General features: G+C 38.6%; 16 protein-coding genes. 10 read left to right on the plus strand and 6 right to left on the minus strand.

All coding sequences use genetic code 11. The features are described from left to right. Window positions 1–104: 104 nt before the first annotated feature. The 4 genes from AC0L6O_RS18885 to AC0L6O_RS18900 form a co-directional block, all read right to left on the minus strand. A complete protein-coding gene (locus tag AC0L6O_RS18885; RefSeq protein WP_473304561.1) occupies window positions 105–1,178 on the minus strand; it encodes a M20 family metallo-hydrolase in 1,074 nt (357 codons plus the stop codon). A gap of 39 nt (window positions 1,179–1,217) precedes the next feature. Then, window positions 1,218–2,000 carry an acetylglutamate kinase gene (gene argB / locus AC0L6O_RS18890; protein ID WP_473304562.1) on the minus strand — a complete coding sequence of 261 codons (783 nt, stop codon included), beginning with the start codon at window positions 1,998–2,000 and terminating at the stop codon, window positions 1,218–1,220. 2 nt (window positions 2,001–2,002) lie between these two features. Next, a complete protein-coding gene (gene ade, locus AC0L6O_RS18895; protein ID WP_473304564.1) occupies window positions 2,003–3,643 on the minus strand; it encodes an adenine deaminase in 1,641 nt (546 codons plus the stop codon). A 114-nt stretch (window positions 3,644–3,757) separates the two neighbouring features. Beyond that, complete coding sequence (locus tag AC0L6O_RS18900; RefSeq protein WP_473304566.1) at window positions 3,758–6,037, minus strand: RecQ family ATP-dependent DNA helicase; 2,280 nt, start codon at window positions 6,035–6,037, stop codon at window positions 3,758–3,760. A 185-nt stretch (window positions 6,038–6,222) separates the two neighbouring features. Here AC0L6O_RS18900 and AC0L6O_RS18905 point away from each other — a divergent pair, with 185 nt between their 5' ends. The 3 genes from AC0L6O_RS18905 (at window position 6,223) to AC0L6O_RS18915 (ending at window position 9,575) form a co-directional block, all read left to right on the plus strand. Then, window positions 6,223–7,197, plus strand: a complete 975-nt coding sequence (locus AC0L6O_RS18905) for a KpsF/GutQ family sugar-phosphate isomerase (protein WP_473304568.1) — start codon at window positions 6,223–6,225, stop codon at window positions 7,195–7,197. Between the two features lie 56 nt (window positions 7,198–7,253). Next, window positions 7,254–8,846, plus strand: a complete 1,593-nt coding sequence (gene nadB, locus AC0L6O_RS18910) for an L-aspartate oxidase (RefSeq protein ID WP_473304569.1) — start codon at window positions 7,254–7,256, stop codon at window positions 8,844–8,846. Window positions 8,847–8,984: 138 nt separating this feature from the next. Further along, on the plus strand, window positions 8,985–9,575 hold the full coding sequence (locus AC0L6O_RS18915; RefSeq protein WP_473304570.1) for a HupE/UreJ family protein: 591 nt from the start codon (window positions 8,985–8,987) through the stop codon (window positions 9,573–9,575). 374 nt (window positions 9,576–9,949) lie between these two features. Here the strand turns inward: AC0L6O_RS18915 and tnpA are convergent, their stop codons facing one another. Continuing rightward, a complete protein-coding gene (gene tnpA, locus AC0L6O_RS18920; RefSeq protein ID WP_473303403.1) occupies window positions 9,950–10,384 on the minus strand; it encodes an IS200/IS605 family transposase in 435 nt (144 codons plus the stop codon). A 296-nt stretch (window positions 10,385–10,680) separates the two neighbouring features. Here tnpA and AC0L6O_RS18925 point away from each other — a divergent pair, with 296 nt between their 5' ends. From AC0L6O_RS18925 to AC0L6O_RS18955, 7 genes are all read left to right on the plus strand, one after another. Continuing rightward, window positions 10,681–16,626, plus strand: a complete 5,946-nt coding sequence (locus AC0L6O_RS18925) for an Ig-like domain-containing protein (RefSeq protein ID WP_473304572.1) — start codon at window positions 10,681–10,683, stop codon at window positions 16,624–16,626. A gap of 150 nt (window positions 16,627–16,776) precedes the next feature. Continuing rightward, complete coding sequence (locus AC0L6O_RS18930; protein ID WP_473304574.1) at window positions 16,777–18,492, plus strand: GMC oxidoreductase; 1,716 nt, start codon at window positions 16,777–16,779, stop codon at window positions 18,490–18,492. Between the two features lie 98 nt (window positions 18,493–18,590). Beyond that, window positions 18,591–20,306: a GMC oxidoreductase gene (locus AC0L6O_RS18935; RefSeq protein WP_473304575.1), complete on the plus strand. Its 1,716-nt coding sequence runs from the start codon at window positions 18,591–18,593 to the stop codon at window positions 20,304–20,306. A 17-nt stretch (window positions 20,307–20,323) separates the two neighbouring features. After that, window positions 20,324–20,866: a GNAT family N-acetyltransferase gene (locus AC0L6O_RS18940; protein WP_473304576.1), complete on the plus strand. Its 543-nt coding sequence runs from the start codon at window positions 20,324–20,326 to the stop codon at window positions 20,864–20,866. After that, on the plus strand, window positions 20,863–22,077 hold the full coding sequence (locus tag AC0L6O_RS18945; RefSeq protein ID WP_473304577.1) for an MFS transporter: 1,215 nt from the start codon (window positions 20,863–20,865) through the stop codon (window positions 22,075–22,077). The genes AC0L6O_RS18940 and AC0L6O_RS18945 overlap by 4 nt, the downstream gene beginning before the upstream one ends. A 72-nt stretch (window positions 22,078–22,149) precedes the next feature. Next, window positions 22,150–22,926 carry a hypothetical protein gene (locus tag AC0L6O_RS18950; RefSeq protein WP_473304578.1) on the plus strand — a complete coding sequence of 259 codons (777 nt, stop codon included), beginning with the start codon at window positions 22,150–22,152 and terminating at the stop codon, window positions 22,924–22,926. 122 nt (window positions 22,927–23,048) lie between these two features. Beyond that, window positions 23,049–24,068: an NAD-dependent epimerase/dehydratase family protein gene (locus AC0L6O_RS18955; protein WP_473304579.1), complete on the plus strand. Its 1,020-nt coding sequence runs from the start codon at window positions 23,049–23,051 to the stop codon at window positions 24,066–24,068. 5 nt (window positions 24,069–24,073) lie between these two features. On the opposite strand, the gene AC0L6O_RS18960 is transcribed toward AC0L6O_RS18955, so the two are convergent. Next, window positions 24,074–25,747, minus strand: coding sequence for an ArnT family glycosyltransferase (locus AC0L6O_RS18960; protein ID WP_473304580.1), 1,674 nt, complete (start codon window positions 25,745–25,747; stop codon window positions 24,074–24,076). Window positions 25,748–25,757 lie beyond the last annotated feature (10 nt).

Genomic DNA, 25,757 nt, shown 5'->3' on the forward strand with positions numbered 1-25,757 from the left:
GTATTTCAGTTCTAGTCGAAATGATATTTTCACTCTTAATTCGTTAATAGAAAAACAAGAACTATGCCTAAAAGATTATGTAGAGGGGGTAATATTTTTTTTCTCTAAAGCTTATTATTTAAGCTTTCTAAAAGTTCGCAGTACCTCTGAACCCCATGCTTTATTTCGCTAAGCCTGATAAACTCATCTGCAGAGTGTGACCTAGCAGATTCTCCTGGGCCTAACTTAACTGTTTCAAAGGGCATTAGAGCTTGGTCTGATAGTGTAGGCGAGCCATAGGTTTTGAAACCTAAATCATTCGCCACTTTAAGTAAAGGATGATTAGGGGCAATACCAGATGAATTTAATCTTAGTGACCTTGGTACAACCTCACAGCCCACATTTTCTTTGATTATATCTAAACAATCTTGCAGCGAATAAGCATCCGTAACTCGTACGTCTACTGTAAACTTGCACGAATCTGGCACCACGTTATGCTGGCTTCCAGCATTTATAATGGTTAAAGACATTTTGACCTTACCGAGTGTAGGCGAAACCTCTGAAAACTCATAATCTTTAAACCACTCCATATCTTTCAATGCCTTGTAAATGGCATTTTCACCTTCTTCTCTGGCAGCATGTCCTGGTTTCCCTTTGGTATAACAATCTAGTACCATTAAGCCCTTTTCGGCAATGGCTAAATCCATACTCGTAGGTTCTCCTACTATACCAAAGTCTATTTTAGGTAGCTGTGCCAAAAGAGCTTCCACACCATTTTTACCAGAAATTTCTTCTTCTGCAGAAGCTGCTAAAATAAGATTATAGCTCAAATCAGTACGGTAATAAAACTGCTCAAACGTAGCCATTAAAGAAACCAGTGGTCCTCCTGCGTCATTACTACCTAAGCCAAAGAGTATATCCCCCTCAATTATTGGAGCAAACGGGTCTTTGGTATACGATGCATTTGGCTTTACCGTATCATGATGGCTGTTTAAAAGTATCGTCGGCTTTTCTTTGTCAAAATACTTATTGCGAGCCCATACATTATTAAGAAACCTAGAAAATGGAATATTTCGCTCTCTAAAAAATTCTTCAATAGCCAATGCCGTATTATCCTCCTCACTACTTAAAGATGGCGTGGAAATTAATTTTTGGAGCAATGCAATGGCTCCTTCGGTGATAGTACTATCTATTTTCATGGCTTTTATTCCTTTCTAAAACTTATTCTCTAAATAATCTTACCTCAAAATCTGCGTTCCGGTCTCTCCTCTTTCTACCGCCGCCAAAAGCTCATTGGCTTCGCAAATAATAACCTTCTTAACTCCTTTATTAACTGCGTCAAAAGCATTATCTAATTTTGGTATCATGCCATCATAAATAACTCCGCTTGCTTTATATTCCTTATAAAGTTTTGGTTTCAATACTGGAATCACAGAATTATCATCTTCGGCATCTAACAAAACACCTTTCTTTTCGAAACAATAAATCAAATTGACCTCATGTTCTTCAGAAAGAGCCGTAGCAATGGCAGAAGCCTGCGTATCGGCATTGGTATTTAAAATGCCGAAGTCCTTATCAAAAGACAATGGAGCAAATACTGGCGTAATTTTTTGACTTAACAAACTGGATACAAAAACCGCATTTACACTATCAATATCGCCAACGTAACCGTAATCAATAGTCTTCACTGGTCTTTTATGAGCTTTTATCACTCCTGCATCAGCCCCTGTTAGCCCAATAGCGTTACAGTCTAATGATTGAAGTGAAGCCACTATCTTTTTATTAATTAGGCCACCGTATACCATGGTCACCACATCTCTCATTTCGGCATTAGTAATTCTTCGGCCTTCCACCATTTCAGTTTCTACGCCCAAATCTTTTGCTATTTTGGTAGCTACTTTACCGCCACCATGCACCAATATTTTATCACCAGAAAGAGCAGAAAAAGAAGTTAAAAAAGCTTCTAATTTAGCCTCATCATTGATAACATTTCCACCAATTTTAATAATATTTACTGCCATATTTACGATTCTACTAAATCTACAAATTCAAATTTTCGACCATCAAAAAGTCCCTTGTCAGAAAGCTTCAATGATGGAATTACCAACAAAGCCATAAAGGAAAGTGACATAAATGGAGCTGCTAATGTAGCACCGAGTATATCCTTTGAAAAACGGTCAATCTGCTCATAATCAGCTGCTACTTCTTGAGGCTCTTTATTGCTCATTAAGCCAGCAATAGGCAAACCTAAGACGCCCATTTTTTCCAGTGAAACGGCAGATACACCGCCTTTTTCTCTAATCACAAGATTAACAGCATCTGCTATGGCTGCATCATCAACACCGACCGCAATAATATTGTGAGAATCATGGGCAACAGAAGACGCAATTGCCCCTTCTTTTAAACCAAAACCTTGAATAAAAGCTACAGAAACCGGGCTTGTGGTATATCTGTTATAGACCACAAGTTTTAATATATCATTTTCTACATCTGCAACTATCTCTTTGCCTTCCAGCTTCATGTCTCTTTTGACAAAATCCGTTATAAGCTGCCCATCATTCACTTTGATGACATTCATTTTTCTAAACGGGTCTTCGCAAAGCACTTTCAAATCATTGCTTTCTAGATTTGCCGCCGAAAAATTATTGACTATTTTACTTTTGGTTTGAGGAAGCTTAGACTGCCCTCTTTCCGCTACAAGCTTACCATTAATATAAGTTTCTTGAACATGAAAATCTCTTAGGTTACCCACTCTAATAAAATCGGCTGGGTCACCTTCTAAAAGTAAACCTATTGGTAGTGAATAATGCTTCACAGGATTTAGTGAAGCCATTCTTAAGGCATCAAAAAGACCAACACCAGCATCAATAGCTCTTGCTACTAAAGCATTTATATGACTTTTAATTAATTCGTCGGGGTGTTTATCATCAGAACAAAACATCATCTGATGTGACCATTCTTTTGCTAAAGGAATAAGTGCCTCAAAGTTCTTAGCTGCACTACCTTCTCTTATCAATATTTTAACACCAAGCTTAAGTTTTTCTAAGGCCTCATCATAAGTAAAACATTCGTGGTCTGTGCTTATTCCTTGACTAAAATATTTAACAGCATCTTCTCCCCTAACTGCAGGAGCGTGCCCGTCTATCGGTTTGCCTAATCGCTTGGCTATATTTAATTTCTCAATGACCTCTTCATCCTTAAATATTACGCCAGGAAAGTTCATCATTTCTGCCAAATAAGATATTTCTGGCATATTCAGAAGCTCTTCTATTCCTTTAGGCCCAATAACAGCTCCTGCCGTTTCAAAAGAAGTAGCTGGCACACAAGAAGGAGCACCAAAAGACACTTTAAAAGGTGTTTGACGAGCATCTTCTATCATATATTTGACACCATCAATGCCTAAAACATTGGCTATCTCGTGTGGGTCAGAAACTGAACCAACTGTTCCATGCGTCAAAGCTATTCTCCCGAAAGAAGCTGGACTTAACATAGAACTTTCAATATGCACATGAGCATCTATAAAGCCAGGAAGCAGATAACTCTCGCCTTTCTTTTCTTCACCAAAATTCTTAATAGTAAATATTCGACCATCTTTAACAATAAGCTCACCCCACTGAATGGTATTATCAAAAATATTTACAATGTTTCCTTGTATTACCTCCATATCATCATTTTAACAAATGGCAATTTAAGAATTATAATATCTAGAATTAGCCGTATAAACGAAAAAGGGCCGCTGAAATAAATCCAGCAACCCTTCCTTTAAAATCTTTTAAATTTAATTCGCGACTTCGCTCAAAAACTTAACTCTAACAAGTCTTATATCGTCTTCGGTTACTTCTTCTTCATAATCTTCAAACTCGGCCAAAGCTTCGTCTACCGCATCAGATGCAGATGTCATGAAATAATCGTAAAGGTCGTCTTGCTTATCTTCATCCATTTCTTGCTCTAAGTAATAATCAATATTCAACTTAGTACCTGAATAACAGATATTTTCAATTTCCGTCAACAACTCATCAAAGGATATTTTCAGCGAATCTGCAATTTCTGGCAAACTAACTTTTCTATCCACTTGCTGAATAATAACAATCTTGGCTTTTGATTTATTAACCGCAGACTTAACCACAAAGTCTTGCGTAATCTCTATATCATTTTCCTCTACGTATTGAGAAATCATCTCAATAAACGCCTTACCAAACTTCTTCGCTTTTCCCATCCCTACCCCTTGAATCTGGGTAAGTGACTCAATGTTTACAGGATAAACCGTAGCCATTTCTAATAAAGAAGGCTCTTGAAAAACAGCATATGGAGGAATTCCATTTGCGTTACCCACTTTTTTACAAAGTCCTTTTAGCATTTCTAAAAGAGCTTCGTCGGCAGCTGCACCTCCACCAGTAGGAGCCGATGATTGAATACCATCATCTCTACTACCTTCCGCTTTTGAAAGGTCGTGGTCGTCACGCATTTCTATATCATGCGGTTTCTTCAAAAAGGCTCTTCCAGCATCAGAGAGTTTTATAACACCATAGTTTTCAATATCTTTTTCAATGATACCATAAACCATCAATTGACGAATTACAGAAACCCATCTATCGGTTGGTCCAAACTTCTCTTTCTCGGTATCGTCTTTGCCGTTAGGCTTAAAGAAATCGACTTTATCTCCTTTAAAATACTCGAGACCAGCACCAAACTCTTTAAGTTTATGATGGTCGTGGCTTTCTATGTAATCGTTTTTAGAAGTATTAGCAGTAAGTAAATCTGCAATATGCTGAAGCGGGAATCGCTCTTCCGTAGCTAAAATTGCATTTAACGCTAAAGTAACTTCATCTTTGACAGTGAACGAACGTGTTTTGTTTTTACAGTTGTCGCAAAAGCCACAATCTTCATCCATGTATTCGCCAAAGTAGCCTAAAAGCTGCCTTCGTCGGCAAACACCTAAAGTAGAATAAGAAACTATTTCCATCAGCAAAGCTTTGGCATTCTCTCTTTCTACTACTGTTTTGTCTTTATTGAATTTCTCCAACTTTAAGACATCATCATAAGCATAAAACATAAGACATGTTCCGTCAAGACCATCTCTACCTGCTCTACCTGTTTCTTGATAATACCCTTCTAAAGACTTAGGAGCATCATAATGCACCACAAATCTCACATCAGGCTTATCAATACCCATTCCGAAAGCGATGGTGGCACAAACCACATCACAGTCTCCTTTCAGAAAGGCATCTTGATTTTTTATTCTAACATCAGGGTCTAGACCTGCATGGTACGGCAATGCCTTTACGCCATTCACCGCCAATAAACTGGCTATCTCCTCAACTTTTTTTCTACTTAAACAGTAAACAATTCCTCCTTTGCCCTTATACTGACTCACAAACTGAATCAATTGTTTTTTAGGATTCATCTTTGGCCTAACCTCATAATAAAGGTTCGCTCTGTTGAATGAAGTCTTAAACAGCGTAGAATCATCCATGTCCAGATTCTTCTTGATATCCATCTGCACCTTCGGAGTAGCTGTGGCGGTCAAGGCTATTATAGGAAGATTAACATCAATGCTTTCGATGATGCTTCTAATCTTTCTATACTCTGGCCTAAAATCGTGCCCCCACTCAGAAATACAGTGAGCCTCATCTACAGCCACAAAAGACAATTTGGCTTGCTTTAGAAAAACAAGGTTATCTTCTTTTGTTAGAGATTCAGGAGCTATGTAAAGAAGCTTACATTCGCCGCTCAGTACATCTCTCTTCACTCGCGTCATTTCAGACTTATTGAGTGTTGAATTTAAAAACTGGGCATTTATTCCAAAGGCAACCATTTGATCCACCTGATTTTTCATCAAGGCTATCAAGGGGCTAATAACTACAGCCGTTCCTTCTAGGGTAATTGCGGGTAATTGGTAACATAAAGATTTACCAGCCCCCGTGGGCATAATCACAAAGGTGTTTTGTCCTGAAACTACACTGTGAATAATTTTGTCTTGTTCTCCGCGAAACTTATCAAAACCAAATACGTCTTTTAGGTTCTGCTTAAGTTTGTTTTCTATTTCTATATCAATCATGATAAATCACTAAGTACCTGCTCCATTACATCCATATTTCAGGGACATAAAATTCTTCTTTCTAAATTTAGCCAAAAAAAATCACTTTAAAGTAGTTTCTGACTCAATTCACCTCATGGAGCTTTAAATATTTTGATGACAAAGATTTTATACTTTTGTCAAATAATTATTACTAAAATTTATAAGTGGATACGAAATTAAAGAAAAAAATTACCGACTTAGCCATAAATGTCTTTGCTGCTGAGTCAAGGGCAATAGATTCTTTGAAAAATACAATTGGAGAAGAATTCACAAAAGCTATAGACCTGATTATCAATACCAAAGGAAAGGCGGTCATTACAGGAATTGGCAAAAGTGCAATAATTGCCCAGAAAATATCTGCCACTTTCAACTCTACCGGGCAAAGTTCTGTTTTCATGCATGCCGTAGACGCTCTTCATGGTGATTTAGGAATATTGGACAAAAACGATGTCTTAATTTGCTTATCAAAAAGTGGAAATAGTCCTGAGATAGTAAATCTCTTACCTTATACAAAGGAAGTTGGCTCTCCCCTCATCGCCATAACAGGAAACAAAGAATCTGCTCTGGCCAAAGCTGCGAATTGCACTTTAGATGTATTTGTAGAAAGGGAAGCTTGTATAAACAATTTGGCTCCGACGTCTTCTACTACCACAGCTATGGTCATGGGAGATGCTCTTGCAGTATGTTTAATGGAGGTTCGAAATTTTGACGAAAACGACTTTGCCAAGAACCATCCCTCCGGTACATTGGGCAAAATCATGCTACTAAAGGTGGCCGATTTATATACAAAAAATGCAATTCCTGAAGTATCAGAAAACGACAGTATCAACCAGGTTATTCTAGAAATAACTTCCAAAAGATTAGGTGCCACAGCTGTAATAAACAGCTCAAACGACCTAATAGGAATCATAACTGATGGTGACCTCAGAAGGATGCTAGAAAAGCATGAAAACTTTAGCTCATTAAAAGCGAAAGATATCATGGGGAAAAGCCCAAAAACGATAGCACCAGAAGTTTTAGGTACTAAAGCACTAGCATTTATGCGAGAGCACAGCATCACGCAACTCATAGTTTCTGAAGACAAAAAACTCCTTGGTTTCATTCATTTACACGATTTACTTAAAGAGGGATTGACCTAGGCAGTGACATTACGGAATTTTCTTCTTTTTTTTGTTGAATAGTCTTAAACACAGATATGCGTCAAACAGATTTTTTAGTCATTGGTTCTGGAATAGCCGGTCTTAGCTTTGCTTTAAAAGCAGCAAAAAAAGGTAAGGTACTGGTACTAACCAAAGTAAATGCCGAAGAAACCAATACTAAATATGCTCAAGGCGGTATTGCTGCCGTATTTAACCCAGAGGTAGATACGTATGAAAAACACATTAGCGACACACTTATAGCTGGTGACGGCTTGTGCGACAGAGAAACCGTAGAGGTAGTTATCAAGGAAGGTCCCGACAGAATTCGGGAGCTAATTGATTATGGTGCAAACTTTGATAAAGACGAAGACGGCTCTTACGATTTGACCCGTGAGGGTGGCCACTCAGAAAAAAGAATTCTTCATTATAAAGACATTACTGGTTGGGAAATAGAAAGAGCCTTATTGGAAGAGGTTTCTAAAAATCCTAACATTGAAATACTAACGCATTATTATGCTGTTGAGGTTATTACGCAGCATCACTTGGGAATTGAGATTACTCGTGAAACCAAAGATGTTACTTCTTACGGGATTTACGCTTTAGACGTAAACTCTGGAAAAGTAGAGAAGATTTTATCAAAAATGACACTCATGGCTACTGGTGGAGCCGGTCATATTTATGCGGCTACCACTAACCCGGTGATTGCTACTGGCGACGGTATAGCGATGGTTTATAGAGCCAAAGGCAAGGTTAGAGACATGGAGATGATTCAGTTTCATCCTACTTCGCTTTATAACCCTGGCTCTTTCCCTAGTTTCTTAGTCACTGAAGCCGTTCGCGGTGAAGGTGGAGTTTTAAGAGATAAGAATGGCAGAGAATTCATGTACGATTATGACGAACGTGGCTCCTTAGCTCCTCGTGACATAGTGGCTCGTTGTATTGATGCAGAAATGAAGAAGTCTGGGGAAGAATTTGTTTATTTAGACATCACGCACAAGTCTAAAGAAATGATTTTAGATCATTTCCCAAACATTTATGAGAAGTGCCTGAGCATTGGTATTGATATGACAAAGGATTACATTCCAGTAACTCCTGCCGCACATTATTTATGTGGTGGAATCATGGTTGACATAAATGGTCAGTCAAGTATAGCAAACTTATTTTCTTGTGGCGAATGTTCTTCTTCTGGGCTTCATGGAGCCAATAGACTTGCGTCAAACTCATTAGTAGAGGCTGCTGTTTTTGGAAACAGAATAGCTCAAAAGGCACTTGAGAACATTGAAGGCGTAGAATTTAATATGCAAATTCCAGATTGGAATGAATTTGGAGCAGAGCAACCAAAAGAAGCTGTATTGGTAACGCATAATTTAAGAGAGTTGCAACGAATGATGTCTGATTATGTAGGTATAGTTCGCTCCGATTTTAGACTAGAAAGGGCTATGAGAAGACTCCATTTACTTCAAGAGGAAACAGAAGAATTCTACAAGAAAACAAAATTATCTGTTAAGCTTTGTGAACTCAGAAACCTTATTTTATGTGCCGAAATGGTCATAAAATGTGCTCAAATACGTAAAGAAAGTCGTGGCCTTCATTTCACTACTGATTATCCATACAAACTTGGTGGAAAACCAGAAAACTCAATTTTATAAAAAAAACACCAAGTACCATAAATAGAGCTTACATACGCTCTGTCCTCCATACAATAAATTTTTACTAAAAGTAACTGTTACTTTGCCTTGGTAGATGCCATTTAGTACCTTCAAGACAATTTCACCCCAAAATACTTTATGCAGGAATTTCTTATTTACTTAAAACTTGGTTATCAGCACATCACAGATTTAAATGGCTTTGACCATATTTTGTTCATTATTGCACTTTGTGCTATCTCTTCCGTAAAACAGTGGAAAAGTGTATTAATTCTAATTACTGCATTTACCCTTGGTCATTCCATTACGCTGGCTCTTTCTACCACTGGTTTAGTTAATGTTAATTCAGAGTTTATTGAGCTCCTTATCCCTATAACCATACTTATTACCTGTGTGGTCAACTTTTTTCATAAATTCAAAAAGAGCATTTATACCGAACCAAAAAACAAGCAGTTTATTCGATACGTGATTGCTTCTCTTTTTGGATTGATTCATGGGCTTGGTTTCTCAAACTACCTAAGAAGTTTACTGGGAGCAGAGAATAGTATATTCAAACCACTTTTAGCTTTTAATATTGGCTTAGAGCTGGGTCAAATAATTATTGTAATTGCCGTATTGCTAGTAAATTTCCTTATGATTACCATGCTAGATTTGAGGAGGAAAACTTGGAATTTAATTCTTAGTGGAATAGTATTTGGCATGACCCTCATGATGATTATAAATGCTGGTTAAATTCACAAAACGAGAGTTTTAGAAATCAGCTCTTTACTAGAAGTGACGTATCCTGATGGCCATACTTCATGGTAGATAGAAGACTTTAAAGAGTGTACAAGCTACCCTCTAAGAAACACCCCGTGAAGCAAGCCGCTCAAAACCATTAAGGTCTCATAAATACTACCGTCAAAAACCTTTTCCAAGAGAAAGTATCTCATAACTAATCATCTATCAACAAGGTAGAAGACTCTGTATATTTCTTTCATGAGCTAAATAAGGAAACCAAAGTAGCTCAAATCCCTAATTTAATCCTTTGGCATTCTGATAGAACTATTGAAATAAACCACTATGGACTGAAAGTCCATAGTTTTGAGTCCAGACTGAAAGTCTGCCTATTCGACGATAAAATTAGTATTATTACTCTCATTTGGATTTCTATGATGATCCAAATACTCGTTAACCATTTCATCGGTAATATTTCCAGTACTCCAACAACCAAAGCCTATTGCCCAGAAATGGCGACCCCAGTAACGCTTCTTCAATTCAGGAAACTCCATTTGCAACTTCCTCGATGAACGTCCTTTTAGCAGTTTAACCAATTGACTTATCGACTGAGAGGGACGGTATTCCAGGTGCATGTGTACATGATCTTTTGAAACGACTCCCTTCAATATTTGAACTCCTTCTGCCTCACAAATCTGTATCAACAAGGTACGACAACGAAGCTTGATATCCCCACTTAGAACTGCATGGCGATATTTTGTTGACCACACTATGTGAACTGTAAGTCTGGAAATACTATGCCCGTTTGATCTTTGAAAATCCATATACCAAAATAGCACATTTTTAGAAGCTGAAAGCGAAATGCAATAAATTGCATAGTTTTAACTATTTCTGAGACCAATAAATAGCTTTAAAATGTCAAATTCACATATCGCAAAACATATTTTATCATAAAAAGTATAGACTTCAAAAAATCATAGTTCACTGAAAGCTCTTTTAGACTTTTCACCATCAAATTACGTACTTTTGTAAGTATTCTAATAAAAGATAGAACACTTAAAATGTGACCTTTCCAAAAATAAGAAGTACTAATACTAATCGACAAACCTTGAATAATTTGATGAGACTTTCTACAATAACACTTCTGATTCTTTTATCCTCGCAGCTAGTTTTCTCTCAGGGAGGAAGTCCAGCATCGGTTCCTTTTGAGTGTGAATCATTTGCCTACCTATTCCAAAACAGACCCACTGATATTATCCAGATTGATCTTCAAACTGGAAATGCTACAGAGGTAGCTAGCAACCTATTTGGCGAAGATGTATCTGCTGGTTACAATAGAGCAGATAATTTTATTTACCTCAACGGGAAAAAAACTGGAAACCTTTATAAAGTTGATAAAAACTGGAATTTCACCACGTATACATTAGGTATTAATACTGGCTTATATAATGCAGATATTGACGCCAATGGTATTATGTACATGTATAAAGGGAACACCACTAAAATTGTGCGTTATGACTTAAATGTTGACCCACCTGCTCCTATCTCTACCCTAACTACCACAAAAACAGGAATATCAGATTTTGCTTTTAATCCAATAGACGGCTTCCTTTATGGTGTAGATAATAAAGGAAATGTTTATCAATTTAACCCTGCCACTGGTGCCCGTACTTTAACCACCACCGTAACAGACCTAGACAAACAAAGCTATGGAGCTGTATATTTTGATGCAAATGGTACGCTTTACCTTAACGGAAACTCAAATGGTAAAATATTCACAATAAGTCATAGTACGCTAACTACCGGAAACCCATCAAACGCCGTCTTCTTTTCTCAAGCGACAAAATCTGGAACCAATGATGGAGCTCGATGTGTAACCGCTCCTTTATGTAAAGTAGGCGATACAGCACCAAACTTAAGTAGTACCAGTATTTCAAATGACTGTGGTGAAACTAGCGTTAACCTTGGAACTATTTCTGCCGATAATACACCCGATGGAACTGTCCTTACTTGGCATTCAGGAACTCCACCAAGCAATGGCAACAGGCTATCAGACCTGAACATTACCAGTAGTGGAACATACTATGCTACATTCTATGACGCAGAAAATGACTGCTACAGTGCATCCAACACTCCTTTTACTGTCACTATAGTAGCAGTACCTACCACTCCTACAGCTTTAAGTGCTAGTCCTAGCAGCATTTGTGAAGGAGCCTCAAGCAACCTCACCGGAACCTGCAGTTTAGGTACTATTAATTGGTATCAAAATAACACCTCTGGAACACTTGTGGGAACTGGAAGCCCATTATCTGTTAGTCCAAGTTCAACAACTAATTATGTAGCCACATGTAAGTCAACTTCACCTAATTGTGAAAGTTCACCATCTTCAGCCATTACTATTACTGTAAATCCTAAGCCAACCCCACCAGCTATTACCGCAGGAAACACGCAAATATGTCTAGGGAACAGTACTAAACTTACCGCTACAGGATGTAGTGGAACTATTACTTGGTCTAGCGGAGATACAGGAGCCAGCGTTACTGTAAGTCCTACCGTCAACACCGATTATACTGCCACTTGTACAAATACAACTACTAATTGTATTAGTTCAAATTCAAATACTGTTACAGTTACGGTTGTCCCAAGCTCCGGAGTTACCATATCAATTGACAAAAACACTATTTGTGCTGGAGAGATAATAAACTTATTAATGTCAAATTGTACAGGTATCATATCTTGGTTTGAAGTTGGAAATCCAGTTCCTATTGGAAACACAGCAAGTCTTTCTCAAAACCCTTCAAGTACCACAGCATATAACGCTTTATGCGATGCTTCTCAAGCCGCCTATTGTTCTTCTCCAACTTCTAATGATATTGACGTTATCGTAAATAATGTTCCAAGTGCACCTAGTATTTCAATTACAGGAAACAGCACCATTTGTACTGGTGAAACTACAACCTTAGAAGCTACGGGTTGTGTAGGAACAGTGTCATGGTCAAATTCACAAACTGGACCAACAATAACCGTAAGCCCATCAGTATCACCTACAACCTATACCGCAACATGTACTGTAAACGGATGTACAAGCCCTAATTCCACTGGTCTAGATGTAACCGTAAATCCAATACCAGATGCACCAAGTGGAATATCTCCTGTCAATATTTGTTCGGGTGACAGCAGTCCTCTAAACGGAACTTGCTCTGGAACAAGTACATTAACATGGTATGAAGAAGCGGCCTTAACAAACCTAGTAACACTACCTGTTTCACCTTCAAGTATTACCACCTATTATGGTGTTTGTTCAGAAAACGGCTGCTCTAGTGCTCCATCATCTATAAAAGTAAACGTAACAGCTACTCCTTCAGCTCCTTCTGATATCTCAACAACTGGAACAAGTATTTGTGAAGGTGAAAGTGTAGTTATTGGTTCTACATGTAGTGGTTCAACAAATCTTAAATGGTTCACAGATGCCTTATTAACTAACGAGCTAGCATCTACTACTGTTTCACCAACCAGCACTACTACTTACTACGCCGCTTGCCAAAATGGAACTTGCCTTAGTGCCTCAAAAAGCATCACTATAACTGTATCTCCTGCACCTGCGGCTCCTACGGCACTAAGTACTTCTACCGCCATATGCAAGGATGATTCGAGAGACTTAATTGGAACTTGTGCTTCAGGAACTACCATTCAGTGGTACCTTTCTGTTATATCTCCAAGCACCTTATTAGGCACCACAAGTCCTTTTAATGTTAGCCCGACAGAAACAACCATCTATATAGCTACATGCAAAAACAATTCAACAAATTGTGAGAGTCCAAAAGGGCCCGATGTTGTTATCTCTGTAAAAGACAGGCCATCTAGTCCAACAAATATTTCAGCCACCTCTTCTTCTATTTGTAGTGGAGAATCAAGTGATCTAGCTGGTACATGCTCTACAGGAACGCTAACTTGGTATGAAGATGCAGGACTTACTACTATAACTACCTCAACAGTTAGCCCAACTTCTACTACGACGTACTATGCTTCGTGTGTACTTAGTTCTTGTCAATCAGTTTCCGAAAATATTACTGTTACCGTTTTGCCAACACCAGCGGCACCGGGGGCTCTTTCAGCTAGTAATACCAACATATGTGAAGGTGAGAGTAGCGACTTAAGTGCCACATGTGCTACAGGAACGTTAACTTGGTATTCAGACGCTTTGCTCAATACTATTGTGGGCAGTACTGTGAGCCCTAGTACCACCACCACGTATTACGCGAGCTGTGTTAGCGGCTCTTGTAAAAGTGCATCAGGTTCTATAGAAATAACGGTAACAGCTATTCCTCCAAGCCCTACAGGAGTGGCTGCAGCTCCCGCCATTCTTTGTGAGGGTGGTTCTACCACACTTTCAGCCAACTGTTCTAGTGGAACTTTAACTTGGTATACCGAAGAAAATCTAAGTACTCTTTTAGGAAGCACCACCGTAAGCCCTACCAGCACCACCACCTATTATGCCTCTTGTGTAAATGGCATTTGTAAAAGTCCATATGTGAGCCAAACGGTTGAGGTAAACGAGTTGCCTGCTGCTCCTACCATAGAACCAAGTAGTCGTAATTTATGTCAAGGAGCTAGTTTAGTTTTAACAGCAAGTGGCTGTGTTGGAAACATAACCTGGTCTAACGGAAAAACAACCGTAAGCATTACCGAAACACCAGCAGACACCACGAGTTATAGTGCTACATGTACAAATCCAAACACTGGCTGCATAAGCCCAATCAGTGCTGTAAGCACAATAAATGTAGTCCTCCCCCCGTCGGACCCAAGTATTTCTGCCAATAAAACTCAGCTATGTCTTGGAGAGTCTGTTACGCTAAGCTCATTCAATTGTGTAGGTGACAACCCTGTCGTCAATTGGTTTGAATCTAGCAATAACATTGGTTCTGGTACTTCTATAAACCATACCCCAACAGTCTCGGGAACAGCATCATATACTGCAAACTGCGTCACCACTACTAGCAATGATGCGGCGGTACAATGTGAATCAGGAGCCGCAGAGCCCATTGATGTTGCAGTGAATGCATTACCAAATGTTCCTTCAATAAGTACGACTGACAACGCTATTTGCGAAGGAGAAAGCACGACCTTAGAAGCTACTAATTGTGGAAGCGGCTCTGTCAAATGGTCAGATGGTCAAACGGGAACTAGCATTACAGTATCACCAACCTCGAATACAAACTACCAAGCAGTTTGTGTACTGAATGGTTGCGAAAGTGACAGTTCTACTGTTTTGGCCGTTCAAGTAACGGCAATTCCAGATGCACCTACAGCTTTAGCAGGTCCTGCGATATGCAGTGGAGCAAGTAGTACTTTAAGTGGTACATGTACCAATGGGAGTAGCATAAGTTGGTTTTCAGATATAGCTTTAACAACAGCTGCAACAAGCCCTGTTAGCCCGACGGAAACTTCTACGTATTACGCTATTTGTGTTTTAAATACATGTCAAAGTTCTTCTGCATCACATACTGTAGAAGTAACTGAAACTCCATCGGCACCTAACTCTACAGCAGCCAGCCCTGCCACTGTTTGTTCGGGAGACAGAAGTGAACTAAGTGGTACATGTACTTTAGGAAACTTAGTTTGGTATGAAGATGCTGGTTTAAATACGCCATTGGCAAGTACAATTGTTAATCCTACCAGCACCACAACTTATTATGCAGCTTGCGAAAATGGTACCTGCAAAAGCTCTTCAGCTTCTCAAGTCATAACTGTTAACCCTCTACCAGCAGCTCCTACTTTATCGGCAGACGTAACCACAATTTGCGAAGCTTCCTCCTCTAATCTAACAGCAGCTGGCTGTACTGGTAGCGTTACTTGGTCTACTGGAGAAACAGGGAATAATATAACCGTAACGCCAAACAGAACGGCAACTTATACAGCCACATGTACTGATGGCAATAGTTGCACCAGTCCGAATAGCTTAGATTTAACAATCACAGTTATACTTCCACCTTCTGAACCAACTATCACTAATTCAAGTGCGTCTATTTGCCCTGGTGGAAGTAGCACCTTAACGGCGGTAGGCTGCGATAATGGTGTTTCTTGGTATGAGAGCGAAAGTAGCAGCAGTTTTGCAAGCACTACATCGGTTGTTCTTTCGCCCGCGATAACTACGGGATATTATGCAGTGTGTGAATCTCCGGGAGCTACCTGCCCATCCATCGAATCTGATGAAGAACCAATCATAGTAAAAGCAGTGCCTACCATCACTGATATTTTAGCACCAAGCTGTAACGACGGGAGTGTTTCTATGATGGCCATTCAAACTTCTAGAGGCTCTAGTAGTACAGTTTCAGTAAGTAATGGTTTAACTGCAAGCTTTGATAATGACGGTAGAGAAAATGATTCAAGAACGGTTTGGGTAATTGAGAACATTCCAAACTCAACCAACTTCACTGTTACTGTTAACGAAAATGGCTGTGAAACATCTAAAGCTTATAGCTCTTCTGACTGTTCCGTAGCTGCTGCGAGTGGTTTCCCTCTAGAATTAGTTTCTTTTTCTGGACAGATAATTAATAAAACTGCCGAATTAGCATGGACTGTTTCTGATGAAATAGGTGTTAGCCACTTCGAGATAGAAAGAGGTTTTGATGCCATATCATTTGAAAGAATTGGAAAAGTAGCCGCTGAAAATTTATTAGAAAAACACAGCTATACTTTTATTGACAAGTCTCCTAAAACAAAAATAAATTACTACCGACTCAAAAGTATTGACCTTGATGGAGCTACTAGCTATTCTAAAATTATAGCCCTTGACTTTAGAGAAACCGATGCTTTAAAATGGTCCTTATACCCCAACCCTGTGGAAGCTGGTTTAAAAGAGATTAATGTTAAAACAAAAGGGAACACCGAAGACTTATCTTTCAGATTACTCAACATAAATGGCAAAGGGATAAAAATAAATACCACCAAAAATAGTTCAACAGAATACACGGTAGAGTTCGGGAACATTCCTACTGGTACTTACTTCTTACAAGCAGAAAACTCAAAAGACATTTCGACTAAGAAGTTTATCAAGTTGCATTAAAATATTTTATTACAAACTAGAACCAAATCCTGACCTTTCGGTCAGGATTTTTTTGTTTTAAACAAAGTAATTCTATGAAAACACGGCTTCATGATTTACGTTTTTAAAATATAATGGTCATTTTAGCATATAGAAGAAAACCTATTAAGAATGTATATACAAGGAAAGGCCAAAGAGGCAATGACTTTTGACGCTATAGTAGTTGGTTCAGGAGTTTCTGGTGGTTGGGCTGCCAAAGAGTTGACCGAAAAAGGTCTGAAAGTGTTAATGATTGAACGAGGCAGGCACATTGAACACATTACTGGTTATGAAAATGCCATGAAAAACCCTTGGGACTTTGAATACAGAGGCCAACTTTCCAACAAAGAAAGAAAAGAATATTACTCAGGAGCTAGAGCTGGCTTTGCAAATGCTCAAGATATACTCCCACATTTTGTAAAAGATGTAGATTATCCTTTTCAGGAACAAAAAAGGTTTGACTGGGTTCGTGGATATCAAACAGGTGGTCGCTCCCTAACTTGGGGTAAGCAAAGTTACCGATGGAACAAAAGAGATTTTGAGGCCAACCTAGAAGATGGTCATGGCGTAGACTGGCCTATTAGGTATGAAGACCTGGCTCCATGGTATGATCATGTAGAGCGTTTTGCTGGAATTAGTGGCAGCAAAGAAGGGCTAGACGTTTTGCCAGATGGTGTTTTCCAAACACCAATGGAACTTAACTGTGTAGAAAAAGAAGTAAAAAAAGGGATAGAATCTAGTTTTGAGAACAGGCACCTTATTATAGGGCGTGCTGCACATTTGACCAACCCTACTGAAGAACAATTAGCCTTAGGAAGAGCAACTTGTCAAAACAGAAACCTATGCAAAAGAGGTTGCCCATATGGTGCATATTTCAGTACACAGTCTGCTACATTGCCAGCTGCTAAAAGAACAGAAAACCTAACGGTGGTGAATGATAAAATAGTTTACCAAACTATTTTCGATAAAGAAACTGATAAAGTAATAGGTGTCAAAGCCATTGATGAGAAGACTAATGAGGAAGTAGAATACTTTGCTAAAATAATCTTCATAAATGCCTCTGCCATGAATTCTGCATGGATAATGATGCAGTCTACCTCCTCAAAACATCCAAATGGATTAGGAAATGAGTCTGACCAACTGGGAAGAAACATCATGGACCATCACCTAAATGCTGGAGCAAGAGGGCACTACCCAGGACATGAAGACAAATATTATTATGGCCGAAGACCAAACGGGGTTTATATTCCTCGATTTGCCAATTGGGGAGATGACAAAAGAGAATTCTTAAGAGGTTTTGGTTATCAAGGAGGTGCCAGCAGAGCTAAAGGAGACCCAAGAATAAATGATGCTACTTTTGGAGCAGCGTTTAAAGATAAAATGAGTTTACCAGGCCCATGGTCTTTTAGCTTAAGAGGCTTTGGCGAAACCTTACCAGACCCAAATAATAGAATTAGATTATCTGACAAAAAAGATAAAAATGGATTGCGACAAATTGAGTTTGACGCTGGTTGGGGTAAAAACGAGCTCAAAATGAGAGAAACAATCATGCAAGAAGCTGTAGATATGCTAGAAGCCGCAGGTTTAGTAGATGTGGTAGGATATAATGAGGCTGAAAAAAGTATGGGCGTTGGAATTCATGAAATGGGAACGGCAAGAATGGGTAGAGACCCTAAGACTTCCGTACTAAACAAATGGAATCAAGTATGGGGTGCTGAAAATGTCTTTGTAACTGATGGAGCTGCCATGACCTCTTCTTCATGCGTAAACCCTTCGCTTACCTACATGGCATTGACGGCTAGGGCCGCCAACTATGCTGTGGAACAACTTAAACTTGGCAACCTATAAGATTGAATACTTTGAAAATAAAGGTTAATTTTCTTCGCACTATCCAATAATTCTTTTCAAAAGTCCGTATTTAATAAACAACATATTCAACCCATAAAATGTACATACAAGGAAAAGCCAAAGAGGCAATGACTTTTGACGCCATAGTGGTAGGCTCTGGAATATCTGGAGGCTGGGCGGCCAAAGAATTAACCGAAAAAGGCCTAAAAGTGCTCATGATAGAGCGAGGAAGAGACATTCAACATATTACTGGATATGAAAATGCGATGAAGAATCCTTGGGATTTTCCCCATAGAGGTCAATTAACAAATAAAGAAAAAGAAGAATATTACGCTGGAGCTAGAGCTGGTTTTGCCAATGCTCAAGACATTCTCCCCCATTTTGTTAAAGATGTAGATTACCCTTTTGCCGAAAAAAGAAGGTTTGACTGGGTTAGAGGATATCAAACAGGTGGTAGGTCTTTAACCTGGGGAAAACAGAGTTACAGATGGAATAAGAGGGATTTTGAGGCAAACTTAGAAGATGGGCACGGGATAGACTGGCCTATTAGGTATGAAGACCTGGCTCCATGGTATGATCATGTAGAGCGTTTTGCTGGAATTAGTGGCAGCAAAGAAGGGCTAGACGTTTTGCCAGATGGTGTTTTCCAAACACCAATGGAACTTAACTGTGTAGAAAAAGAAGTAAAAAAAGGGATAGAATCTAGTTTTGAGAACAGGCACCTTATTATAGGGCGTGCTGCACATTTGACCAACCCTACTGAAGAACAATTAGCCTTAGGAAGAGCAACTTGTCAAAACAGAAACCTATGCAAAAGAGGTTGCCCATATGGTGCATATTTCAGTACACAGTCTGCTACTTTACCTGCCGCTAGAAAAACAGAAAACCTAACGGTGGTCAATGATAAAATAGTTTACCAAACCATTTTCGATAAAGAAACAGATAAAGTAATTGGGGTTAAAGCCATTGATGAGAAGACTAATGAGGAAGTAGAATACTTTGCTAAAATTATCTTCATAAATGCCTCTGCCATGAATTCTGCATGGATAATGATGCAGTCCACCTCCTCAAAACATCCAAATGGATTAGGAAATGAGTCTGACCAACTGGGAAGAAACATCATGGACCATCACCTAAATGCTGGAGCAAGAGGGCACTACCCAGGACATGAAGACAAATATTATTATGGCCGAAGACCAAACGGGGTTTATATTCCTCGATTTGCAAACTGGGGAGATGATAAAAGAGAATTCTTAAGAGGTTTTGGTTATCAAGGAGGTGCCAGCAGAGCTAAAGGAGACCCAAGAATAAATGATGCTACTTTTGGAGCAGCGTTTAAAGATAAAATGAGTTTACCAGGCCCATGGTCTTTTAGCTTAAGAGGCTTTGGAGAAACCTTACCAGACCCAAATAACAGAATAAGACTATCTGACAAAAAAGATAAAAATGGATTGCAACAAATTGAGTTTGATGCTGGTTGGGGTAAAAACGAGCTCAAAATGAGAGAAACAATCATGCAAGAAGCTGTAGATATGCTAGAAGCCGCAGGTTTAGTAGATGTGGTAGGTTATAATGAGGCTGAAAAAAGTATGGGTGTTGGAATTCATGAAATGGGAACGGCAAGAATGGGTAGAGACCCTAAGACTTCCGTCCTAAACAAATGGAATCAAGTATGGGGAGCAGAAAATGTTTTTGTAACTGATGGAGCAGCCATGACATCTTCTTCTTGTGTTAACCCATCGCTTACCTACATGGCATTGACGGCTAGAGCCGCCAACTATGCTGTGGAACAACTTAAACTTGGCAACCTATAGTGAGTAGCAAAGGACAAATGAACATTTTCAGTGAAAGGGTAACCCTTAAACTGATAGATACCAGTGACCTAGAGGCTATTCATGCCCTGCATGCTAGACCAGAAGTCGACCAATTTAATACGCTCGGAATTCCGAAGGATATAAAAGAAACAGAAGGCACTATAAAGCCATGGATTTCTGAAAACAAGAAGGATAGTATAGAAAATCATACATTCTCTATTGAACTCACAAAAACCCATCAGTTTATAGGACTAATAGCTTTAATTTCTTCTGGAGCTAAAAAGCATAAAAAAGCTGAAGTTTGGTACAAACTCCATCCCGATTTTTGGGGACAAGGTTTTGCTAGTGAAGCCCTTGAAAGTGTTTTAAGTTTTGGCTTTAGCAAACTCAAACTTCATAGAATAGAAGCGGGAGTGGCTGTAGATAATTTAGCCTCTATTAGGGTTTTAGAAAAACTCAATATGCAGAAAGAAGGAAGGAAAAGGAAAGTACTTCCCTTAAAGTCTGGCTGGTCAGATAATTACATGTACGCCATACTTGCCGAAGACTTTAACGTATGAAAAAATCGACTTGGCTGCTACTTCTTGTTGCATCATTAGGGTATTTTGTTGACACTTTCGACTTAGTCCTTTTTGTGGTGATAGGAAAGAGCAGCCTAGCTGAAATGGGCTATTCTGGTGCTTCGTTAGACCACATGAGGTTATTACTATTTGACATTCAAATGGTGGGTTTACTCATAGGTGGTGTAGTTTTCGGAATTCTTGGCGATAAAAAAGGACGTCTCTCTGTGCTTTTTGCTTCCATCATTTTATACTCCGTTTGTAACATCATAAACGGATTCATCTCCGATATTTATTCTTACTCCGCTCTTCGGTTTTTAGCAGGTGTAGGTTTGGCAGGCGAATTAGGCGTGGGAGTAACTATTGTGGCGGAAACCATGCCTCAGAAAATCAGAGGATATGGTACCTCCATATTGGCTGCTACTGGAGTTTTAGGTGCAGTAGTGGCTGGTCTAATTGGTGATACCTTCTATTGGCGTTATGCTTTTTTCATTGGCGGAGCACTAGGTATACTTCTTTTACTATTACGAATAGGCACATATGAATCTGACATGTTTCTTCATGCCAGCAAAAGCAAAAAAGAAAGAGGAAATATTCTTAAACTCATAAGAAACCCCAAAAGCAGAAAAATATACATTCTAAGTTTACTCGTGGGCATTCCTGTGTTTTTTGTGGTAACTATTTTGATGCAAATGGCTCCTTCACTGGCTCAAGAATTGGGCATAAAGGGAACAATAACCACTGGGAAAGCTGTGGCGTTTATATACCTTGGACTTGCTTTTGGTGATGTACTTTGTGGTGTGGTAAGTCAAAAACTGCAAAGCAGAAAAAAAGCCATAGGTATCTTTCAAATAGCTAGTTTGATAATTTCATTGGTCTATTTAAACCTCCATGGCCAGTCGGCTACCATGTTTTATGCAGTATGTGTTTTGATGGGAATATCTACAGGTTACTGGATAGTAATGATAACCATGGGTGCAGAGCAGTTTGGCACCAACATACGCTCTACAGTGGCTACTACTATCCCAAATTTTGTGAGAGGTGCCGCCATCCCTATCAGTATGCTTTATGCATTTATAGGTTCTATGAATGAATTTAGCATAATTCAAGCAGCAATTATCACAGGGTTTCTTTGTTTCTCTTTAGCCATTTATGCCAATTTTGCTTTGCCCGAGACTTTTCATAAAGATTTAGATTATCTAGAAGATTGACGGGCATGAATATTGAGACAGAAGAAATATTCCAGCTTTCTTTGGCGTTAAATTGGAAACTATCTCAGTACTATGAAAAACAAAAGTCTATTATTTCTGTTTCTAAGTGTAACCATATTCTCCTGTAAAAAAGACGAAGATAATGTTCCCGCTCTAAGTACAGAAGACCAAATTCTTTTAGAAATTTCCGAACTCCCAGAAATAGAAGATGTAGACATAGAACAAATTCCCTTCTCTAAAATGGAAGTTTTACTTACTGTTGAAGATAAAGAACCTAGCACCTTTGAACTGTTCTTTGATTACTACACTGACGGTAAACTAAAAACGATATTTGATACCGAAGACACCCTTTATCAATTCAATTACGCCACCGACCGTTTGACCATTGAAACTGGTGATAATTCCACGTTCTTTTACCTAGAAGAAAATGGGCTTGCCGATAGTCTTCAAGGGCTGACCAATGAATTTAAGTATTACTTCAAAAATGACTATTTCTTAAGAACAACTGAGAATACAAGTTTAAAAAAGGACTACTCAAGTGAAGGAAACTTAATAAATTATAGAAACGACCAGCTCACCGCTGAATATTTTTATATGGATTCTCTAAACACCATTCGTCAAGAGGTCTTATCTCCTTTAACTTTCCACTGGTCATTTAGAGATAAGTACTTAGGGAATTTCAGTACGAACCTTCTTAAAACTGCCATTTTTCATGATGCCAGTATAGGCTATGATTACACCCTGCTTTTCAGCTATGAATTTGATGAAGAAAACCGTGTAAGCAAAGTAATTATCAACAGACAAGACAACGATATGTCATCTTTAATAGAATATGTACTCACGTACTAAAAATTAATAAAATCCTACTAAAACCGCTTGTACTATTAAAAGAAGAATTCCTTAAAGAATAAGTACAATAAGATGAACCTTTTCGGCTCAAAATAGCTTTAGAAAACATCTGAATTAATCAAATGAAAATTCTAGTTACAGGAGCGGCGGGTTTTATAGGACTTCATCTTATAAAAAAACTAATAAGCGAAGGACATGCAGTAGTGGGTTTTGACAATATCAATAACTACTATTCGCAGCAGCTAAAATACGACCGACTGGCTGACAATGGAATAGCGGCAAATGATCAAATGCCGGAAAAAACATTAATAGCTTCTACTGTTTTTGATAAGTATAGATTTATAAAAGCAGACCTACTAGACACAGAGGCTTTAGACGAGCTTTTTGCTTCAGAGAAATTTGACATCGTTATTAATCTAGCCGCCCAAACTGGCGTAAGAAACAGTATTGACAATCCTAAAACATACATTAAAAACAATGTTGATGGGTTTTTAAATATTCTAGAAACGGTCAAAAAATATCCTGTTCAGCATTTGATATATGCTTCTAGCTCTTCTGTTTATGGGAATAATGCCAAGATTCCGTTTTCTATAGAAGACAAAGTAGACCACCCCGTAAGTATTTATGCGGCTACCAAAAAAAGTAACGAACTTATGGCTCACACGTATAGCCATCTGTATCAAATACCAACCACTGGTTTAAGATTCTTTACGGTATATGGCCCATGGGGCAGACCAGACATGGCTCCTTCCCTATTTGCGGATGCCATGATGAACAAACGTGCGATTAAGGTTTTCAATAATGGAGACATGGAGCGTGATTTCACTTATGTAGATGATATTGTTGAAGGTATTTCTAGGCTTTGCCTCAATGCCCCAAAAGGGCCTGAAGCTCCATATGCATTGCATAACATTGGCAACAGCACGCCTATCAAATTAATGGACTTTATAGAAGAACTGGAAGCTAATCTAGAAATAGAAAGCATTAAAGAAATGATGCCCATGCAGCTCGGTGATGTAAAAAGAACCTACGCTGATATTGGAAGCCTTCAAAAAGCAATTGAATACACACCAAACACCCCTTTAAAAGACGGTGTCAAACGCTTTGCCAGTTGGTTTAAGACTTACAATTCTAAAGCTTAGTCATACTATTTAGTCTGCACCAAGTAAGCCGATTCTAGAATAGATGCCCTAGTTTCTGGATTTAAAAAATCAAGTCTTGGTTTTGATACCCTAAAGTGTTTAAAATGAAATTTCTTATTCCATTTTACCCCAGCACTTTCTACCGCTTCTAAATCTTCTTCATAAAAAAACAGCCATTGACCGGGTTTCACAGTAGCACTAACTCCTTCTAAAGGTATTCTCGGAGTGTTCCTTTCTGTATAGAAATCTAAAGACCAACTATATTTCCCGAAAAGTAGAAAAACGTCTTCTTTAGAAATACCCTCCTCTTTTATAACCTCCGCAGCTTGAATTCCTGCCTGGTAGGGCATAATGTTTGGATAATAATGCGTGCTTAAACAGAAATTTATAATAGCCACATAAGAGACTGAAACAAAGATTACCTTTCTCCAAAGCTCCATTTTCTCCTTAATAATAAAAACAAGTACTACTATGAAAAGCCCTAGAACTCCAAGTAAAATAGGCGACGGTACACCAAAAGCCCAAATGGTAAGATAAAGAACACCTCCCGCTATCAGCGTCAAAGAAATATACTGCACTATAAGGATAACCTTAAGCGTTTTCAGGCTATTTCTATCTTTCAAATTAATAAGAAAACCTGCCACCAAAACAGATAAAATAGGCAAGAGACTATTTAGATAATGCGGAAGCTTAAACTTAGAAGTACTAATAACAAACAGGACAATAATTACACCTACCGAAGTCAGTATTTCTAAGCCTTTTACAAACTTCAATTTGTTTTTGACCAGTAGCTTTATTCTATCAAAAAAGGCGAGGTAAACAATGAACGACCATGGAATAAATGCCCAAAGGAGGTTATGAAAAAAGAAAAGATAATCTGGGTTATTTTCTCCAAATCCTTTGGCGGTAAGCCTATTAAAGTTTTGGTCCCAAAGAATAAATTTTACTCCTGAAACATTGGTTTGACCTTCTATTACCAACTCAGGATGTAAATCATACTGCACATAGTAGGCATAAACTACTGGCAAAATACCCAAGCCAAAAACCATTAAACCTAAGAGCGATTTCCAGCTAAAAAAGGCTGACCACTTTCTGGCATACGCCATATAAGATAGTAATACTACGCCCGTAATAAAGACACTCAAATGCCCTTTGCATGAAAATGCAATAGCAGCCGCCAATGCTCCCACCACCAAATATTTAAGCTGAGAAGTATGAATATACCTGACCAACTGCCAAACACTCCAAATAGAAGCACCTGTCAATACAGCATCTGTACGGACGTCATGATTGGCCAAAATAATGGCATAACTCGAAAGAAATATCAATGGAGCTATTTGAGCGGCCTGTTCCCCGTAAAACTCTTTAGCTAATTTATAACACGAATACGCTCCAATACCCGTAAACAAAATAGCAGGTAAACGGTAGGCAATATGTGAAATACCGAAAATTTTGAATGAAATGGCTGAAAGCCAAAAGTGCATGTGCGGCTTATCTAAATATGGAATCCCGCCCTTAAAGAGGTGTAGAAAATCATTATCTAGGTATATTTGCATCGCCATAGTGGCATGCTGGGCAGAGTCATTTTCCATTAAAGGAATAAACAAGCCCACCAAGTATACCGCAGCCAGTAAAAAGTACAGAAGATTATAATTGTCTTTAGAAGTAATACTCTTCATGTTTTGTCAG

Source organism: Arcticibacterium sp. GJ41-1 (assembly GCF_055808875.1).

Coding starts and splice junctions, on each gene's coding strand:
- nadB (WP_473304569.1), top strand. CDS start 7,254: ATGCGTCAAACAGATTTTTTAGTCATTGGTTCTGGAATAGCCGGTCTT.
- AC0L6O_RS18930 (WP_473304574.1), top strand. CDS start 16,777: ATGTATATACAAGGAAAGGCCAAAGAGGCAATGACTTTTGACGCTATA.
- tnpA (WP_473303403.1), bottom strand. CDS start 10,384: ATGGATTTTCAAAGATCAAACGGGCATAGTATTTCCAGACTTACAGTT.
- AC0L6O_RS18925 (WP_473304572.1), top strand. CDS start 10,681: ATGAGACTTTCTACAATAACACTTCTGATTCTTTTATCCTCGCAGCTA.
- AC0L6O_RS18955 (WP_473304579.1), top strand. CDS start 23,049: ATGAAAATTCTAGTTACAGGAGCGGCGGGTTTTATAGGACTTCATCTT.
- AC0L6O_RS18960 (WP_473304580.1), bottom strand. CDS start 25,747: ATGAAGAGTATTACTTCTAAAGACAATTATAATCTTCTGTACTTTTTA.
- ade (WP_473304564.1), bottom strand. CDS start 3,643: ATGGAGGTAATACAAGGAAACATTGTAAATATTTTTGATAATACCATT.
- AC0L6O_RS18945 (WP_473304577.1), top strand. CDS start 20,863: ATGAAAAAATCGACTTGGCTGCTACTTCTTGTTGCATCATTAGGGTAT.
- AC0L6O_RS18940 (WP_473304576.1), top strand. CDS start 20,324: ATGAACATTTTCAGTGAAAGGGTAACCCTTAAACTGATAGATACCAGT.
- AC0L6O_RS18950 (WP_473304578.1), top strand. CDS start 22,150: ATGAAAAACAAAAGTCTATTATTTCTGTTTCTAAGTGTAACCATATTC.
- AC0L6O_RS18900 (WP_473304566.1), bottom strand. CDS start 6,037: ATGATTGATATAGAAATAGAAAACAAACTTAAGCAGAACCTAAAAGAC.
- AC0L6O_RS18935 (WP_473304575.1), top strand. CDS start 18,591: ATGTACATACAAGGAAAAGCCAAAGAGGCAATGACTTTTGACGCCATA.
- argB (WP_473304562.1), bottom strand. CDS start 2,000: ATGGCAGTAAATATTATTAAAATTGGTGGAAATGTTATCAATGATGAG.
- AC0L6O_RS18885 (WP_473304561.1), bottom strand. CDS start 1,178: ATGAAAATAGATAGTACTATCACCGAAGGAGCCATTGCATTGCTCCAA.
- AC0L6O_RS18915 (WP_473304570.1), top strand. CDS start 8,985: ATGCAGGAATTTCTTATTTACTTAAAACTTGGTTATCAGCACATCACA.